General features: G+C 70.9%; 13 protein-coding genes. 4 read left to right on the top strand and 9 right to left on the bottom strand.

The features are described 5' to 3' along the window. Positions 1-4: 4 nt before the first annotated feature. Positions 5-910, bottom strand: a complete 906-nt coding sequence (locus DRB06_RS11110) for a tellurium resistance protein TerC (RefSeq protein WP_073330279.1) — start codon at positions 908-910, stop codon at positions 5-7. 92 nt (positions 911-1002) lie between these two features. Here DRB06_RS11110 and DRB06_RS11105 point away from each other — a divergent pair, with 92 nt between their 5' ends. Continuing rightward, positions 1003-1674 carry a response regulator transcription factor gene (locus DRB06_RS11105; protein WP_111819971.1) on the top strand — a complete coding sequence of 224 codons (672 nt, stop codon included), beginning with the start codon at positions 1003-1005 and terminating at the stop codon, positions 1672-1674. An 80-nt stretch (positions 1675-1754) separates the two neighbouring features. On the opposite strand, the gene DRB06_RS11100 is transcribed toward DRB06_RS11105, so the two are convergent. After that, positions 1755-3242 carry a multidrug effflux MFS transporter gene (locus DRB06_RS11100; RefSeq protein ID WP_111819970.1) on the bottom strand — a complete coding sequence of 496 codons (1488 nt, stop codon included), beginning with the start codon at positions 3240-3242 and terminating at the stop codon, positions 1755-1757. A 243-nt stretch (positions 3243-3485) separates the two neighbouring features. Here DRB06_RS11100 and DRB06_RS11095 point away from each other — a divergent pair, with 243 nt between their 5' ends. Together DRB06_RS11095 and DRB06_RS11090 are read left to right on the top strand one after the other, a co-directional pair. Next, positions 3486-4571, top strand: a complete 1086-nt coding sequence (locus DRB06_RS11095) for a phosphodiester glycosidase family protein (RefSeq protein WP_111819969.1) — start codon at positions 3486-3488, stop codon at positions 4569-4571. 1 nt (position 4572) lies between these two features. Further along, the gene (locus DRB06_RS11090) at positions 4573-5784 is read left to right on the top strand and encodes a bifunctional glycosyltransferase family 2/GtrA family protein (protein ID WP_234416033.1); all 1212 of its coding nucleotides are present in this window, start codon (positions 4573-4575) and stop codon (positions 5782-5784) included. 203 nt (positions 5785-5987) lie between these two features. Here DRB06_RS11090 and DRB06_RS11085 read toward each other — a convergent pair whose 3' ends face one another. The 5 genes from DRB06_RS11085 to DRB06_RS11065 all read right to left on the bottom strand — a co-directional run bounded on the left by DRB06_RS11085 (position 5988) and on the right by DRB06_RS11065 (position 11906). Further along, positions 5988-8906 carry an FtsX-like permease family protein gene (locus DRB06_RS11085; RefSeq protein WP_111819968.1) on the bottom strand — a complete coding sequence of 973 codons (2919 nt, stop codon included), beginning with the start codon at positions 8904-8906 and terminating at the stop codon, positions 5988-5990. Then, positions 8903-9643, bottom strand: a complete 741-nt coding sequence (locus DRB06_RS11080) for an ABC transporter ATP-binding protein (RefSeq protein ID WP_111819967.1) — start codon at positions 9641-9643, stop codon at positions 8903-8905. Before DRB06_RS11080 ends, DRB06_RS11085 begins: the two co-directional genes overlap by 4 nt. Continuing rightward, positions 9643-10410 (bottom strand): PadR family transcriptional regulator, encoded by a 768-nt coding sequence (locus tag DRB06_RS11075; RefSeq protein WP_108965719.1) that lies wholly within the window; start codon positions 10408-10410, stop codon positions 9643-9645. The genes DRB06_RS11080 and DRB06_RS11075 overlap by 1 nt, the downstream gene beginning before the upstream one ends. Before the next feature lie 309 nt (positions 10411-10719). After that, complete coding sequence (locus DRB06_RS11070; protein ID WP_108969426.1) at positions 10720-11391, bottom strand: response regulator transcription factor; 672 nt, start codon at positions 11389-11391, stop codon at positions 10720-10722. Then, positions 11388-11906 (bottom strand): histidine kinase, encoded by a 519-nt coding sequence (locus DRB06_RS11065; RefSeq protein WP_234416031.1) that lies wholly within the window; start codon positions 11904-11906, stop codon positions 11388-11390. The genes DRB06_RS11070 and DRB06_RS11065 overlap by 4 nt, the downstream gene beginning before the upstream one ends. A 285-nt stretch (positions 11907-12191) precedes the next feature. Between DRB06_RS11065 and DRB06_RS11060 the strand changes: the two genes are divergently transcribed. Beyond that, positions 12192-12926, top strand: a complete 735-nt coding sequence (locus DRB06_RS11060) for a CPBP family intramembrane glutamic endopeptidase (RefSeq protein ID WP_108965715.1) — start codon at positions 12192-12194, stop codon at positions 12924-12926. Positions 12927-13064: 138 nt separating this feature from the next. On the opposite strand, the gene DRB06_RS11055 is transcribed toward DRB06_RS11060, so the two are convergent. Further along, on the bottom strand, positions 13065-13778 hold the full coding sequence (locus tag DRB06_RS11055) for an anaerobic ribonucleoside-triphosphate reductase activating protein (RefSeq protein ID WP_111820002.1): 714 nt from the start codon (positions 13776-13778) through the stop codon (positions 13065-13067). Positions 13779-13960: 182 nt separating this feature from the next. Next, complete coding sequence (locus DRB06_RS11050) at positions 13961-15910, bottom strand: ribonucleoside triphosphate reductase (protein ID WP_395994448.1); 1950 nt, start codon at positions 15908-15910, stop codon at positions 13961-13963. Between the last annotated feature and the right edge of the window lie 75 nt (positions 15911-15985).

Here is a 15985-nt window from a genome sequence, read left to right as displayed (position 1 = left end):
GGCGTCAGCCCGCGATGAAACCGCCCATGAGGCGAGCGATGGCGTACACCGGGGCACCCAGCGACAGGATCGGCACGATCGCGCTGGCCACCGCGGCACGCCCGCCGGGAACCCAGCGGTGAGTCCACAGCACGCGGTTGGCCGCGGCCATGAGCACCCCGGCCACGAACCCGGTCACCAGGCACGCGGCCGCCGACTGCAGGGCCGGCTCCGGCCCGACGTGGCTGACCCCGAAGAAGCCGACCATGGCCAATGCCCCACCGGCGGCGCCCGCCACCAGGGCCGGGACGGTCATGGTGAGCACCTCCAGCACGGTGGCGCGCACGTTCAAAGTGGTCAGCAGGGCGCCGGTGAACAGTGCCAACGTGCACGGCACGATCACGGCAGGGTCGGCGATTCCGGTGCGCAGGGCGCACCAGCCGGCACCCGAGATCATCACCAGATTGCCGGCGACGGTGGCGGACAGGTCCTCCACCAAATGCTTGCGGCCGTCGCGCCGGGCCATCTGCGCGCTGAAGGCCGCCGGCACGCTGAGGGCCATGACCACCCCCGCCATGCCGAAGTCGTTGGTGATGGCCACCAGCACGGCGGCGGTCAGTCCGGTCAGGGTGATGACGCCGGTGGCGCCCTGATCGTGCCGCGTGCGCACCAGCGCGGGCCAGCCCTGGGCCGTCAGTGGCACCAGCAGGACAACGACGATCAGCCGCACCCAGGCGGGCAGAGCCGCCGAGACGGCCAGGAGCACGGGCACGACGCTGGCCACCGCCAGTCGAGTCCAGGCCGGGTCCACCAGCCCCACCTCGATGGGTAGGTTGGCGCCGCGGCGCGTCCCGTAGCTGCCGGGGTCCACCGTGCCGGGCACATCCTGCGTGTTCACGGTCGCATCGTCCCACACCCGCGGGCCGTGCATGTACTCACGCGTGCCCGGTCATGTAATCCGCTCGCAAATACAAATGTGGTTCACTGAGCTTCGGGCCCAGTTGGGACCGGAAGGAGACGGCCGTGCGCGTCATCATGTTCACCCGTGAGCACGACGCCACCGCCGTCGTCCCCGCGATCTCATTCCTCGACTGCCAGGTCGACTGCCTGGAGCCGGTGCCCGCCTCCTACGCCTCGGCGGCCGAGGCCGACGTCGTCATGATCGACGCCCGCGGGGACCTGATGCGTGCCCGCGCCCTATGCCAGCTGTTGTCGGGCCCCATGGATTGCCCGCCGATCATCCTGGTGCTTGAGGAGGGCGGCGCCGCCGTCGTCCAGCCCGACTGGGGGGCCGCTGACTTCGTCATGGCCGGGGCCACGCCCGCGGAGTTGGGTGCGCGACTGCGGCTGGTGCGCGTGCACATCGCCGAGGCGGAACCGATCGCCGAGGACCGCATCGAGGCCGGCGACCTGGTTATCGACACCACCGCCTACACCGCTCGCATCCGCGGCACACTGCTGGACCTGACCTACAAGGAGTTTGAACTGCTCAAGGCGCTGGCCCTCAACCAGGGGCGGGTGCTGACCCGCCAGGCGCTGCTGGACGAGGTGTGGGGTGAGGATTACATCGGCGGCTCGCGCACGGTCGACGTCCACATCCGCCGCCTGCGTGCGAAGCTCGGCACCGAGTACGACCACCTGATCGGCACGGTCCGCAACGTCGGGTATCGCTTCGACGCCTCCGAGGAGGAGTAAGGACGACGCCGCGGCAGGAGCATGCCGCGGCGTCGTCGGGTAGGACGGACGCGTGACCGCGGGTGGGATGCGTGCGGCCGTCAGGCTCCGGCCGCCTCCTTGGCGGGCTCGGCGACGGCGTCCGCGGCCGCGGGGCCGCCGTCGGCGCCGTTCTGGTCGACCTGCGGAAGCTGGTCGCGGCCGAGTCGGGCGGCGCGCTTGGCCGCCGCCTCGGCGCGCAGGCGCTCCTTCTCGCCGCGGTCGCGCACGCCGAAGGCGCCGAGCACGTTCGCCGCCAACGCCACTACCACGATCGTCGCGCCGAAGGCGACACCGGAGGCCTCTCCGGTCAGCCCCACCATCGGGCTGGCGATGCCGCCGAAGACGAACTGGATGAAGCCCAGCAGCGCCGAGCCGGTGCCGGCCCAGCGTCCGGTGCGGCCCAGGGCGACGGCCGGCAGGTTACCCATGCAGGTGCCCAGAGCCATGACGTGGATGATGAACAGGGCGACGGTGGCGACCGTAAGCGCAGTGGAGGACACGGGACCGGTCAGGCGCGTCAGGCAGACGGCGGCGAAGACGACGTCGACGACGAGGATGGCGATCAGCCCCAGGCGGATCTGCCGCTCCGGCGAGATCCGCCTGGCGAGCGAGCCGCAGGCCGCCACGGTCAGGGTCACCGTCAGGCCGCACACGGCGAACACGGCGGTGTAGGCGGCCGTGCTCATGCCGAGGACGCCCTGCAGCATGAATGGGGCGGCGGACAGGTAGGAGGTCAGCAGCGCGTAGACCAGCGCATTGATGAGGATCAGGCGGACGAACACATGGTCCTTGGACAGCGCACGCGTGCCGTCCACGAGCACGCCGAAGCCGCCCTCGTGGCGCTGCTCGGCGGGAAGCGTCTCGGGCACCCAGGCGGCCACCAGCAGCACGAGGATGCCCTGGAAGGCCGCCACCACGCCGAGAATGCCGCGCCAGCCGACCGGGCCGACCAGGGCGCCGCCCAGAATCGGGGCGATGACGGGTGCAACGCCCTGGATCGACATCACCAGGGAAAGGGCCTGGGCGGCGGTGATGCCGCGGGAACGGTCGGAGATGACGGCGCGGCCCAGCACCATGCCGGCGGCGCCGCCGAGTCCCTGCAGAAAACGCGCGATCAGCAGGAAGGCGGCGCTGGGCGCGAGCGCGGTGCCGACGCCGGCGACGAAGGCCAGCACGCTGCCCCATAGCAGCAGCGGGCGGCGGCCGAAGCGGTCGGAGAGCACGCCGATGCTCAGCTGGCCCAGTGCCACACCAACCAGGAATGCCGTCAGCGTCAGCTGGGTGGTGGAGGCGGAGACGCCCAGGTCGGCGGCCATTTGGTTGAAGGCCGGCAGGTAGGCGTCCATGGCGAGCGGGGCAATGGCCGCGAGCGCCGCCAGTGCCACCAGCAGGGTGGGGGCGAAGGAGGTGCGCAGGCCGGCGTCACGCGGGTCTGCGGACGCGGCGGCGCGGCCCTCGGCCGTTTGGGCGTCGGCGGATGCGGATTCTGGAGTGACCCCCTTCCCCTGCTGGGCAGAGGCGGGTCCGGTCGAAGGGGAGGTGGTCATGGACCGAGATTATGAAACCGGGTGGCGTGAAGTCATGTATGCGGGGCGCGTGAGATCTTGCACCCGGTTCGTCTGCGGGGCTCACTGTGAGCGCGCCACGGATCATCCCGCCTCCAGTGGCCGCCACAGCCGGATGCGTCTCAAAGCCGGGTAGCCGGGCGCTCAGAGCCGGCCCCCTGATCCACAGGCGGCCCATAGCGCAGACCCGGCCGCGGCATATGACCGCCCGCAAGGGTTGAGGCCATGTTCAGCGATTCAACTCCTGAGCCCGGTAACGCCCGGGACGAGTCCCGGGCAACAGACAGCCGCCTCGGCGCGACACCGGCCGAACAGTCCTCCGCGCCCCGAGCACAGCAGTCCCAGACGCCGTCGGCCACCCGCCCGGACCCGCCCCGCCGTCACTCCCGGCGCCGCGTCCTCCTGGGCGGCGGCGCCCTAGTCGGGACCGGCCTGATCGGTACGGCCGCCTGGGCGCTCAACCGGTTCGTCATCGACCACGTGGAGGTCGACGACGTCGCCGCCTACGAGGCCATCAACTCCTCGGTCTCCTCCACCGCACGGGCCACCGACGTCAACATCACGGACACCGGCTACACCTCCTCGCTGACCTCGATCGGCATTGAGCGGGTCTCCAACGGTTCCGGGGATGACACGGTCACCTACTACGTCGCCGACATCCAGGCCAGCGACGCCACCGCCGTGCGCAGCGCCTTCGCCAACAACGCCTACGGCACCAACATCACCGCCCTGCCCAGCGCCATGGCCACCGAGCACGACGCGATCCTCGCCGTCAACGGCGACTACTACGGGTTCCGCTCCGACGGCATCCTCATCCGCAACGGCGTCATCTACCGCGACGACGGCGTGCGCGACGGCATCGCCTTCTACACCGACGGCCGCGTCGAGGTCTACGACGAGACCAACACCGACGCCCAGACGCTGTTGGACGCCGGCGTGTGGAACACCCTGTCCTTCGGGCCGGCGCTGGTGCAGGGCGGCTCGGTGCTGGACGGGATCGACGCGGTGGAGGTGGACACCAACGTCGGCAACCACTCCATCCAGGGCACCCAGCCGCGCACGGCGCTGGGCGCGATCGCGGACGGGCACTACGTGTTCGTCGTCGTCGACGGGCGCGACAAGGGCTACTCGCGCGGGGTGACCATGACCGAACTCGCCCAGATCATGGCGGACCTGGGCTGCGATTGCGCATACAACCTCGACGGCGGCGGCTCCTCGACGCTCTGGTTCAACGGCGAGGTGATCAACCAGCCCTCCAACGGCGGTGAGCGCGAGACCTCCGACATCCTCTACATCGCACAGGGAGCCTGAGATGAGTACGCCTGCGCGCCCCGCCACCGGTTCCTTCCCGCGACGTCGCCTGCGGCCCGACGCCGTGGCCCGACCGCACACCGCCTACGCACCGGGACGCCCGGCGGCGTCGGCCCGAGAGAATGAGGCCGAACGCAGCGGCGGGCCTGCGCCCGTCCCGGGGATGCGACCGGCGTCGGGACGCCCCTCCCGCGTGGGCCTGGTCGTGCTCATACCCGCCTATCAGCCCGACGACAGGCTGGCGCATTTGGTGAGCGACCTGGTGCGGGAGCTGCCCGGATGCCGGGTGCTCGTCGTCGACGACGGCTCCGGGCCGGAGTATGCGCCGGCGTTTCGGGCGGCGAGCGCACGCGGGGCGGACGTCGTCGGGTATGGCCGTAACCGGGGGAAGGGGGCGGCGCTGCGCACCGGGCTGGCACAGGTGGCCGAGCTGTGGCCGGAGGCGGACGTGGTGTGCGCGGATGCCGACGGGCAGCACCGGCCCGCGGACATCGCCGCGGTGGCCCGGCGCGTGCACACCACTGGGCATATGACGCTCGGGGTGCGGCGCCTGACCGGGCCGGTGCCGGCGCGCAGCCGGATCGGCAATGGCGTGACCGCACTGTTGTTCCGTCTGGCGACCGGCTGGCGACTGGGCGACACCCAGACCGGCCTGCGCGGCTACCCTGCCGGGCAGACCGCCTGGCTGGCGGATGTGCCCGGAGACCGCTATGAGTGGGAACTCAGCGCCCTGCTGCGCGCTCACGAACTCGGCCTGGAGGTCGAGGAGGTGGAGATCGCCACGGTGTACGAGCCGGGCAACACCTCCAGTCACTTCCGGCCGCTGCAGGACTCGGCGCGGATCTACGCGCCGCTGCTGGGATTCGTCGGGGCGAGCCTGGCGAGCTTCGGCATCGACTGGGTCGCGGTGCTGGTGCTGCACCTGCTGACCGGCAACCTGCTGGCGAGTGTGGTGGGGGCACGGCTGGTCAGCGGGACAGCCAACTTCTTCATGAACCGGCGCGTGTTCCGGGCGGCGCCCGGCACCGTCGGCAGAACGGCCGTGCGCTACATGGCGCTCGCGCTGGCGCTGCTCGCCGCCAGCTATGTGCTGTTGCGGGCGCTGACCGGGATCGGGGTGCCGCTCGGCTTGGCCAAGCCCCTCGGCGACGGCGTGCTGTACGCCGTCAGCTACCTGGCGCAACGGCGGGCGGTGTTCCGGGAGCGGCGCTGAGGACGGAGCATTGCTGTGCGCCCGAGCCGAGGCGCCCGCACGCCGAGACGCACCCGCGCCGATCCTCCGATGGTGGCCGCGCCACGACGTTGCACGACCCTGGTGCACGTTCCACGACTCCCGTGCACGTTTCACGACCCCGGGGTGGTCGTGGAATGCACCCCAAGGTCGTGAAACGCCCCCAAGGTCGTGGAACGTGACGGCTAGTCGTCGCGGGAGCGCGCCAGATGGCGCGGCGGGCGACCCATCAGCCACGCCACGCCCAGACCCACCGCGACGAAGCCGGCCAGTCCCACCAGCTGCCAGCCCCACAGGCCCTCCAGGCGCAGCCAGGGACCGTCAATGGCCACGTGCCGATTCCAGGCCACCAGATACGCGGCCACCGCCCAGCCGCACACCGCCCCGGCGGGCACGCCGAGCGCCAGGATGACGGTGGCATGGGCGGCCGTGAGTCGTCGCAGGAAACGCGGCGAGGCTCCCACCGCGTGCATGGTGACCATGTCGGCGCGCATCTGAGTGCGGGTCAGTAGCAGACTCACCACCAGTGCGAACAGGGCCACCGCCGCTAGCACGGCCAGGACCGCGAAGTCGGCCACGCCGCCCCAAGGCGGCAGATCCGAGTTGGTCCCGACAGTCACCAGGTCGCTCCGCTCCTCAACAACTCGCCGTGCAGTGGCGGTCTCCGCCGCGGTCAGCGGTCGCGACAGCTGCACCATCTCCCCCACGTATATCGGCGCGTCGGCGCCGGTCAGCCCCAGCTCGGCGGCGGTGGCGGGCGACACCGTGATGGTGGCGGTCATCCGCGGCAGAAAGTAGGCGTCCCGGGATTGCGGGTGCTGGACGGTCATGGCGGCATCGCTGTAGTCCATCAGACCTACACGAACCGTGCCGTCATCATCGATCCAGGTGGCGTTGTTGACCACCACACCGCCCGCCTCCAGGAGCTCCGCGGCCTCCTGCGCCCCGTCCAGGCCTGTGGCGCGCAGCGCCTGCCCTTCCATTACAAAGACATCGTCTCCCAGCATCCAGGGGGCCGTGATGCCCGGGTTGTATCCCTGCCCCGCAGGTACACAAGTCACCGTGTCCACCAGTCCCAGAGAGGCCGCGACGTCCGGGTCGGTGAAGTCGGGGCAGCGGGAGTCGGCCGGGGGTTCGACTCTGAGGGTGTACGACACGCCCTCCTTACGAAAGTCCATCGCGCGAACCGGCGCGGAGCCGGTGACGGGCAGACCGGCGTCTTGCAGCACGCTCACGGCGTCGGCCAGGACGGCGGCGTCGAAGTCGTCGGAGACCGGCACGCGTGGTCCCAGCGCGAGGTGCCCGGGCGCCACCAGAACCGTGGAGGTGTCGTTGTAGTTGGTGGTTGAGGACGCCAGGTAGACGGTCTGCCCGCCGGCCAGCGCGACGACGACACCGATCGCACCGACCACCGGCAGGGCGCGGCCGCGGTGGGCGGCGGCGTCTCGGGCGGCCACGCGCAGCGCCAGCGGCCCCTTGGCCAGCACCATGATTGCGGCGTCGAGCGCAACCGGGGCCAACACGAACAGCCCCACCGCACCCAGCAGCAGGGCCGCCACCAGTAGCGGCACGGCGGCTCCCCCGGGCAGTGTGCCGGGCACCGCCGGCGCCTCTCCGGGCGCGGCGACGGGTATTTGTATGCGCAGTGAGGCAAGGGCGCAGCCGATCGCGGCCGCCAACACCACAACACCGCCGAGCAGGCGCCACCTGCGTCCGGCCCGACTCTGCGGGGCGCCGACCGCGTCCGCCGGCCAGTTCCCGCGCTTGAGCGCCTGGACCGGCTCCATGCGCGCCACTCGCCGGGCGGGCGCGAGTGTGGCCAGCCACCCGGCCAAGGCGGCGCCCGCGACAACGAGCACCGGCAGCCACCCCGGCAGGCCCGCGAGCGCTTGTACCTCGGGTTCGAAGATGCGGTAGGCCGCCCAGGCGGCGACGAGTCCGCCACCGGCGCCGAGTACTCCGCCCAGGCAGCCGATCGCAGTCCCCTGCAGGGTGATGGTGCGGGCCAGCTGTCGCGGTGCGGCTCCGGTGGCGGAGGCGAGGGCCAGGGTGCGGCGCTGCTGCTCGGCGGCGACCACGAAGGCGGGGGTCACCAGCCCCAGCAGCAGGCCCGCGGCGGCGGCGCAGGCGATCACGGTCATCACCAGGGCGGTGGCCAGGTAGTCGGCGCTGACGGCCACCGGATACAGCTCGGGGGCGTCCGGGTAGTTGGTGAGCACGTGGCGGGAGACGGCGAAGGCCATCTCGCCGTTGAGCTGCTTGGCGACCTCCCACGGGACCGGGTCGGGGCCGGTGACCAGGAAGTGGGTGTCAACGCCGGCCGGGTCGTCCTGGACCGTCGGCGCCAGCCAGTCCGGCAGCGCCCAGGCGCGGGCGGCGTCGTCGTCGACCAGGCCGGTGACGCGGTAGGTGCGCCGGGAGTCCTGCATGACCTCGGCGATGCGTCCGTTGGTGGAGTACCAGCCGTCGAAGGGCGGGGCGATCAGGATGATCGCCTCTCCCACCTCCACGCCGGTGCGCTCGGCCAGGGCGGTGGTGATGACGACGTCGGCGGTGCCGGTAGGGGCGGTGCCGGCGACCAGCGGGGGCAGGAGCAGCTCCAGGCCGGCGGCGTCTGCCTCGCGCAGGGTGAAGGTGCCGATTGCGCCGAAGTCCGCGCCCTGCAGGTCCCCTGCGGCGGCGGGCGTGGTCGCGCCCGTTTCGGCGTCGGGGTCGGCCAGGGCGAGCAGGTCCTCAGAGTCCCAGAACTGCAGGACCCGGTCGCGCGCGGGGAGGTAGCCGGCCAACTCCTCCGCGGTCAGGGGCACGGTGTCCGGCGAGTCCATCCAGGGCCCGGGCGCGCCCTCGGGCACCTGCCGGAACGGGGCCTCCACGGGGTCGACGGCGGTGCCGGTCACGAGTGCCTGTGCGCCGTCGGGAATGGATGCCAGGGCCGCCTGCCGGGTAGGCGGGGTGGACAGGCGGGCGCCCAGGAAACCGACGATCAGCACCAGCGGGGCCGCCACCAGCAGGATCGCCAGCAGGCTGCGGGCCTTATGCGCCAGGGCGTCGCGCACGGCCAGGCGGACCACGGGGCGCAGCGCCCGCAGTCGGGCCGCGTTCACCGGCCCTCCCCCGGCGTGGCCAGCAGCGCGTCGATGTCGGCGGGATCGGAGGCGCCTACCAGGCGGCCGTCGCGCAGGAAGACCGTGCGGTCGGCCCAGGCGGCGAAGCGGGGCTCGTGAGTGACCATAAGGACGGCGGCACCGTCGTCGGCGCGCTCCCGCAACACCGTGATGACCGCGGTGCCGGTGGCGGAGTCGAGTGCGCCGGTGGGTTCGTCCGCGAGCAGCAGGCGGCGCGGGCCGACGATGGCGCGGGCGATGGCGGCGCGTTGGGCCTGGCCGCCGGACATGTCGCCGGGCAGGCGGTCGGCCAGATCCGCCAAGCCGACCTGTTCCAGCGCGGTCAGTGCGGCTGCCCGGGCGCGACGGGCGGGCCAGCCGTCAAGCTCCAGGGGGAAGGCGGCATTCTCGGCGGCGGTCAGAGAAGGCAGCAGGTTGAAGTCCTGGAAGACGAAGCCGACGGCGCGGCGGCGCACCTCGGCCAGGTCGGCGCGGTCCAGGCCGGCCAGGTCGCGGCCCGCCAGGATCACGCTGCCGGAGGTGGGCCGGTCCAGGGCACCGGCGAGGTTGAGCAGGGTCGACTTCCCGGACCCGGACGGGCCCATGACGGCGACGAACTCGCCGGGCGCGACCGTGAGGTCGACCCCGTCCAGGGCGGTGACGGCGCGGGCGCCGGTGCCGTGAATGCGGCCGACGCCGCGGAGCTCGAGTACGGGCTGCTGACGCGAGGCGGGCATCAGGACCGCCTCCCGGTGGATGAGACCGGCGCAGTGGAGGCGGGAGACGCGGCGGGCGTGGTGGACGCGGCCGAAGCGCGGAGCGCGGCGGCGCGGGTCAGGCGGCCCTCGGCGTCGTCGAGCCAGCGCAGCTCGGCCTCGACGATGAACACGTGGTGGTCCAGGACGAGCGTGGTAGCCAGGTCCTCGTCGGCGGCGGCACGGCGGGCGCGGTTGATCTCGTGGAGGGTGGTCTGCGTGGCCTGGCGCTGCTGCTGGATCAGCGCAGCGACGTCGACGTCAGGGGAGGCGGTGGCCAGCGCGAGCTTGATGACGAGCTCGTCGCGTTCGGGGGCGCGGCGGGCCACCGGGCTTGCCCACCAATGGGCGAGCTCCTCTCGGCCCGCGTCGGTCAGGGTCCAGGCGGCCACGTCCCGGTTGGCGGTGGGCAGCGTCTGCGTATTGGAAGGCCCGGTTACGGGAGCCGCGTCCGCAGCAGCCGGCGCGGCGTCGGAGTTGCGCGGCGTGGGCTGCGCCGCTGCCGCCGGGACGGAGGTGGATGCGGCGGAAGCGGTTGCGGAACCCGGCGCGCCGGGGCCGTTCGCGGGCCGGCCGGGATCGAGGCGTATCACCAGGCCGTCGCGTTCGAGGCGCGCCAGCGTGGTGGCGACCTGCCCGATGTTGAGGGGCCAGGTGGTTCCGGTGGCCGCTTCGAAGTCCTTGCGCAGCTGGTAGGTGCCCGCGGGACCGCGTGCGAGTAGGGCGAGCAGGGCGTGTTTCACGGCCATTCGGACCTCCGAGTCGCGTGGCGATGTAGCAACCGACCTAGTTACTGAGTAACGCTTACTCGGTAAGTGTATGCCTCCGGAGCGGCACGCTCAAGCACACGCAGGGTGCGGAGGGAAACAACGGCGACGGTGGCACGGAATGCACCACTTTCCCTGCACAGCAGACCCGCTTCGGGCGCAGCAGGCGCGCAATCACGCGGTTCGGCGTTTCGTCGAGTACAGCCGACACGTGAAAGTGGTGCAGTTTATGACAACTACAACTCGTGGCGCGCGGGTCGCACCGTCAGCGTCGGTGGTGGCAGATCGGGCCTACAGCCCTTGGCGGGCGGGTCGCACCAGCCCGAACTCGTAGGCGGCGATCACCAACTGCGCCCGGTCCCGAGCGCCCAGTCGCGCTAGCAAGGCGTTGATGTGACTGCGGCGGGTGGCGCGGGTGATCCTCAGCTCCTCCTCGATCTCGGTGTTAGACATTCCACGGGCGATCAGCGTAAGAACTTCGCGTTGCCGCGGGGTCAACGTCTCCAACCGAGCGGTTGAGGAGGTCGCGGCGGGCACGCAGTGATCGAGCAAGCGCGCCATCAGGCTTGGGGCAAGTAACGACTGCCCGGAGTGCACGGTGCGCACGGCGTCGAGGAGCATGCTCGGGTCGGCGTCCTTGAGGAGGAAGCCGGAGGCGCCGGCACGTAGGGCGCCCAGAACGTACTCGTCGAGTTCATACATACTCAGTATGAGTATGCGCGTGTGAGCCAACCGCGGATCGGCGCAGATGCGCGCTGTGGCCTCAATACCGGAGAGCGCAGGCATGCGGATGTCCATGAGCACCACATCGGGCCGCAGTCGCGACGCCTCGGCGACGGCGCGTTCCCCGTCGGCGGCCTCGCCCAGTACGGTCATATCCGGCTCGGCGTTGAACAGCGCTATCAGAGAGGCGCGTAACAGGCGCTGGTCCTCGGCCACCAGCACGCCGATCTCGCCGGTCATGCCCGTCTCCCGGCGGTGTCCGTGGCGCGCCAGCCGGTACCGCACGGCGAGTCTCCGGCGTCGATACCCTCGCGATCCGCGTCTGCGGGCGGCGGGACGGGGACGGCGGAGTCCGGCGAACCCTTGCCGTGCAACACGCGCAGCATGCGCAGCAACCCGGCAGTCGCCTCATGCGAGGCCTGCTCCACCTCCTGCAGGGCAACGCGCAGATCCTGCGGGTCGTGCTCTAGGCGTTGTGCGACGGCCGCCCGAACCATGATCGCCCCCAGGGCACCGGAGATCGTGTCGTGCAAATCGCGAGCGATTTCAAGACGATCCTCGGCGACGGCTCGGGCCGCCGCCTCCCGGGCGAGCGCCCGCTCGAATGCTGCACGATCGCGGTGCCGCAGCCACCACGCCGAGCCGGTCAGACCAAGCAGCACGCCCCACACCACTGTGCGCGTTGCCGTCCTGGGAGCACCGGAGTCGGCGGTGGCCGCCAGGGAAGCGACCAGGAACAGCAGTGCGCAGGCCACCGCCACACGGCCCGCGGCGGAGTGTCGGCGTGGAGCGCGAGCTGAGTGAATTGGCGATTTCGGCACCATTGCAGTCTAGGGGGACGACTCGTGCCGGGCATCGAACCTGGGTTCTACATCCGCAGGTCCGAGGAGAAGATGCGAGATCCCTCCCGCGGCCGAGTCGCTGGCAGTGGGCATGACTCCAGACTCGGGGCGATCGGTAAACGGCATCACCGGCACCTTTCGGTGCCGCCGAGTTCACCTGCCGACACCGCTGAATCACCTCGACTGGAGGAGAAACTCATGATGTCTTCCCGTTCATGGGCCGGCCCGAAGACCACCGCCTACCCAAGCCGCGAAGCGGGGCCGCCCTCCAAAACCGCGACGGCGTGCCGGCTGGTTTTCGTCGTTGGCTACACCGGCGCGTTCCTGCTGCACCTGTCGCCGCCGTGGCTGCCTGCGTCGGGACAGGGCGCCTTCACCATGTGGGCCTACGCGGTGCTGCTCATGCTGGCGGTCGGCGGTTGGGGCGGTGAGCTGGCCGAGCAGGGGCGCCTACTGACAGCCGGCCCGCTGCGGGCCGTGGCCTGGCTGGCGCTCGGCGCCGTCGGGGCGGTGGCGCTGGAGAGCGTAGGGGTCCTGGCATCCGACTGGCTCGCCGGCGTCCTGCCCGGCGTGGGGGCCGAGTTGGCCAATGACGCCAATGTTGGTCGGGCAATAGTCGCCTTCCCGCCCTGGGCCGTGCTGGGAGTGTTGGTGTTCGCGGGACCGGTCGTGGAGGAGATGTTCTTCCGCCAGTTCCTGTTGACCGCCATTGCCGACCGCACCCGGGCGTGGGTGGGGATCACGGTCTCCGGTGTGCTGTTCGGCATGCTGCACATGCACTCCTGGACGCTGTCCGAATGGGTAGGCATCATTCCGCACGCCTGCTTCGGCGTCGCGGCCGGAATCCTGTTCGTGAGAACACGTGGCAACGTGTTGTTCCCGGCAGCACTGCACGTGCTCAACAACCTCAGCGGCATCGCCCCCTCGTTGTGAGCTGCGCCCTCGCCCCATTACGGGAGTGCGAGCCATTTCCATAGAAGCGCGTGCGAGCTCCGCCCGGCATTAGTACAGGTCTCGGCGTATCACAGATGCCGGTCTCGGCGGAAGAAGAGGCGCGGGGGCGGCTAGGCGTCAGGCGGGGCGGTAGGTGAAGCGGTCCCAGCCGAGGGCCTCGATCTGGGCGGCCATGCGCTCACACTCGGCGTCCCAGCCGGGCGCGGACACGGCGAAGTCGCCGGTGGTGCCCTCGCCGCGGGCCTGTTGGAGGGCGTAGACCCGGGCGCCGACGTCGTGCACGCGGCGGGCAACCTCCACGGCGTCGGCGGCGGTGACATCCCCGGGAACCACGGTGGTGCGTACCTCGAAGTCGACGCCGTCGCCGCGGGTGGCCGCGTCTACCAGCACCTGCAGACTCTCCCAGGCCTTGGCGGCGGAGTTGGGGCGGCCGACCACGACGTCGTAGTGCTCGGGCAGGGCCTTGATGTCGAGGCCGACCCAGTCGACCAGCCCACGCGCCACCATGTCGCGCAGGCGACCCGGGTAGGGGCCGGCGGTGTGCAGGCCCACCTGGAAACCCATCTCCTTCACCTCGGCGGCGGCGTCGGCCAGGGCGTCCTGGCGCAGCGCCTCCCCACCGGTCAGGACGACGCCGTCGAGCAGGCCGCGACGGCGGGCGAGCAGGGAGCGGACCTCATCCCAGGAGACCACGCCGGGGGTGCGCGTGGGGATGAGGGCCTGGTTGTGGCAGTAGAAGCAGTTCCAGGGGCAGCCCTGCAGGAAGACCGTCGCTACCAGGTGGTCGGGCCAGTCGACGGTGGACATGGGCACGAGCCCGGCGATCTGCAGATCGTCGGCGGTGCGGTGCGCGGGGACGTCGACGCCCACGCCTGCGGGGCGACGGGCGCCGGGCGCGGATTCGCTGCTCACGGTGTCTCCCTGTGGGGATCGAGTGCCTGGGCGCACGGGGCGCTGGGATCGGAGAGGATCTTCCCCGGTCCCAGCGCCCCGGCGTCGCCTCGGGCGGAATGTCAGGCGCTGATGGAGGTCAGGCGCGAGGTGGTGGTGCCGTGGGCACCGGCCGCCGACTCGGTGAACATCTGCCGCTCCATGTACTCGCCCTTCTTGCCGATGTTGAAGGACTTCACGGGGCGGAAGTAGCCCATGACGCGGGTCCATACCTCGCACTCGACCGGCTCGGCGTCGGGGTGCAGCTCGGCGCACTTGGGGCAGGTGAAGTGCTCGCCGGCCAGGTAGCCGTGGGTCGGGCAGATCGAGAAGGTCGGGGTGATGGTGATGTAGGGCGTGCGGAACGCGGTCAGCGAGCGGCGCACCAGCTCCTTGCAGGCCTGGGCCGAGGAGATGTGCTCGTTCATGTACAGGTGCAGCACCGTACCGCCCGTGTACTTGGTCTGCAGCTCCTCCTGCATCTCCTGCGCCTCGAAGGGGTCGTCGGTGTAGCCGACGGGCAGCTGGGAGGAGTTGGTGTAGTACGGGTTGGAGTCGGTGCCGGCCTGGAGGATGTCGGGGTAGCGCTTGCGGTCCTCCTTGGCGAACCGGTAGGTGGTGCCCTCGGCGGGGGTGGCCTCCAGGTTGTACAGGTGGCCGGTGGCCTCCTGGATCTCGACCATGCGCCCGCGGACGTGGTCGAGGATGCGCACGCACATGGCGTGACCGCGCGGGTCGGTCAGGTCGTAGGCGTCGTGCGTGAAGTTGCGAACCATCTCGTTCATGCCGTTGACGCCGATGGTGGAGAAGTGGTTGTCCAGCGTGCCGAGCCAGCGCTTGGTGAAGGGGAACAGGCCGGTGTCGATGTGGTGCTGGATGACGGTGCGCTTGAGCTCCAGCGTCTCGGAGGCGATGTCGATGAGGCGGTCCAGCGCCTTCACCAGCCCCTCCTCGTCGCCGGCGTGCAGGTAGCCCAGGCGGGCCATGTTCACGGTGACGACGCCGACGGAGCCGGTCTGCTCGGCCGAGCCGAACAGGCCGTTGCCGCGCTTGAGCAGCTCGCGCAGGTCGAGCTGCAGGCGGCAGCACATGGAGCGGATCATGCCGGGGTCGAGTTCGGAGTTGATGAAGTTCTGGAAGTAGGGCAGACCGTACTTCGCGGTCATGGTGAACAGCCGGTCGGCGTTGGGGCTGTCCCAGTCGAAGTCCTTGGTGATGTTGTAGGTGGGGATCGGGAAGGTGAAGACGCGGCCGTCTGCGTCACCGGTGGTCATGACCTCCATGAAGGCGCGGTTGATCATGCCCATCTCCTCGGCGAGGTCGCCGTAGGTGAAGTCGCACAGCTCGTCGCCGATCAGCGGGTGCTCGTCGGCCAGATCCGCGGGGCAGGTCCAGTCGAAGGTAAGGTTGGTGAAGGGCGTCTGGGTGCCCCAGCGGGAGGGGACGTTGAGGTTGAAGATGAGCTCCTGCATGCACTGGAGGACCTCGTCGTAGCTCATGTTGTCCAGGCGGACGAAGGGGGCCATGTAGGTGTCGAAGGAGGAGAAGGCCTGCGCGCCGGCCCACTCGTTCTGCAGGGTGCCCAGGAAGTTGACGATCTGGCCGACGGCGGAGGAGAAGTGCTTGGCGGGGCCGGAGGCGATCTTGCCGGGGACGCCGTTGAAGCCCTGCTGGAGCAGGTTCTTCAGCGACCAGCCGGCGCAGTAGCCGGCAAACATGTCCAGGTCGTGAATGTGGATGTCACCGTTGCGGTGGGCGTCGCCGGCGGCCTGCGGGTAGATCTGGCTGAGCCAGTAGTTGGCGATGACCTTGCCGGAGGTGTTCAGGATCATGCCGCCCAGGGAGTAGCCCTGGTTGGCATTGGCGTTCACGCGCCAGTCGGAGCGGTCCAGGTACTCGGTGATGGTGGAGACAGCGTCGATCTGGGGCCGCGAGCCGTGGGCGACAGCGGAGTCGGCAGAACCTCGGGCCACGAGCTCGGGGTGCGCGGCGGCCAGGTGAGCGGCTGACGGGGTCTGAGTGCTGTCGGACACGAGGGGCCTCCAGTGCTGAGCGTGTGGTCTTCCTTGAACGGGCGGCGCCGACGGGGCCACCAGGCCCCCGTCGGC

The organism is Actinomyces sp. Z5 (assembly GCF_003287795.1).
Lineage (GTDB): Bacteria > Actinomycetota > Actinomycetes > Actinomycetales > Actinomycetaceae > Actinomyces > Actinomyces glycerinitolerans.
Note: the sequence above shows the minus strand (reverse complement) of the source record. Positions and strands in the feature narration are given on the sequence as shown.

Excerpts from the sequence above, each read along its gene's own strand:
- DRB06_RS11095 (WP_111819969.1), top strand. The coding sequence starts at position 3,486 with ATGTTCAGCGATTCAACTCCTGAGCCCGGTAACGCCCGGGACGAGTCC.
- DRB06_RS11070 (WP_108969426.1), bottom strand. The coding sequence starts at position 11,391 with ATGACCGGCGAGATCGGCGTGCTGGTGGCCGAGGACCAGCGCCTGTTA.
- DRB06_RS11110 (WP_073330279.1), bottom strand. The coding sequence starts at position 910 with ATGCACGGCCCGCGGGTGTGGGACGATGCGACCGTGAACACGCAGGAT.
- DRB06_RS11090 (WP_234416033.1), top strand. The coding sequence starts at position 4,573 with ATGAGTACGCCTGCGCGCCCCGCCACCGGTTCCTTCCCGCGACGTCGC.
- DRB06_RS11100 (WP_111819970.1), bottom strand. The coding sequence starts at position 3,242 with ATGACCACCTCCCCTTCGACCGGACCCGCCTCTGCCCAGCAGGGGAAG.
- DRB06_RS11075 (WP_108965719.1), bottom strand. The coding sequence starts at position 10,410 with ATGGCCGTGAAACACGCCCTGCTCGCCCTACTCGCACGCGGTCCCGCG.
- DRB06_RS11060 (WP_108965715.1), top strand. The coding sequence starts at position 12,192 with ATGATGTCTTCCCGTTCATGGGCCGGCCCGAAGACCACCGCCTACCCA.
- DRB06_RS11080 (WP_111819967.1), bottom strand. The coding sequence starts at position 9,643 with ATGCCCGCCTCGCGTCAGCAGCCCGTACTCGAGCTCCGCGGCGTCGGC.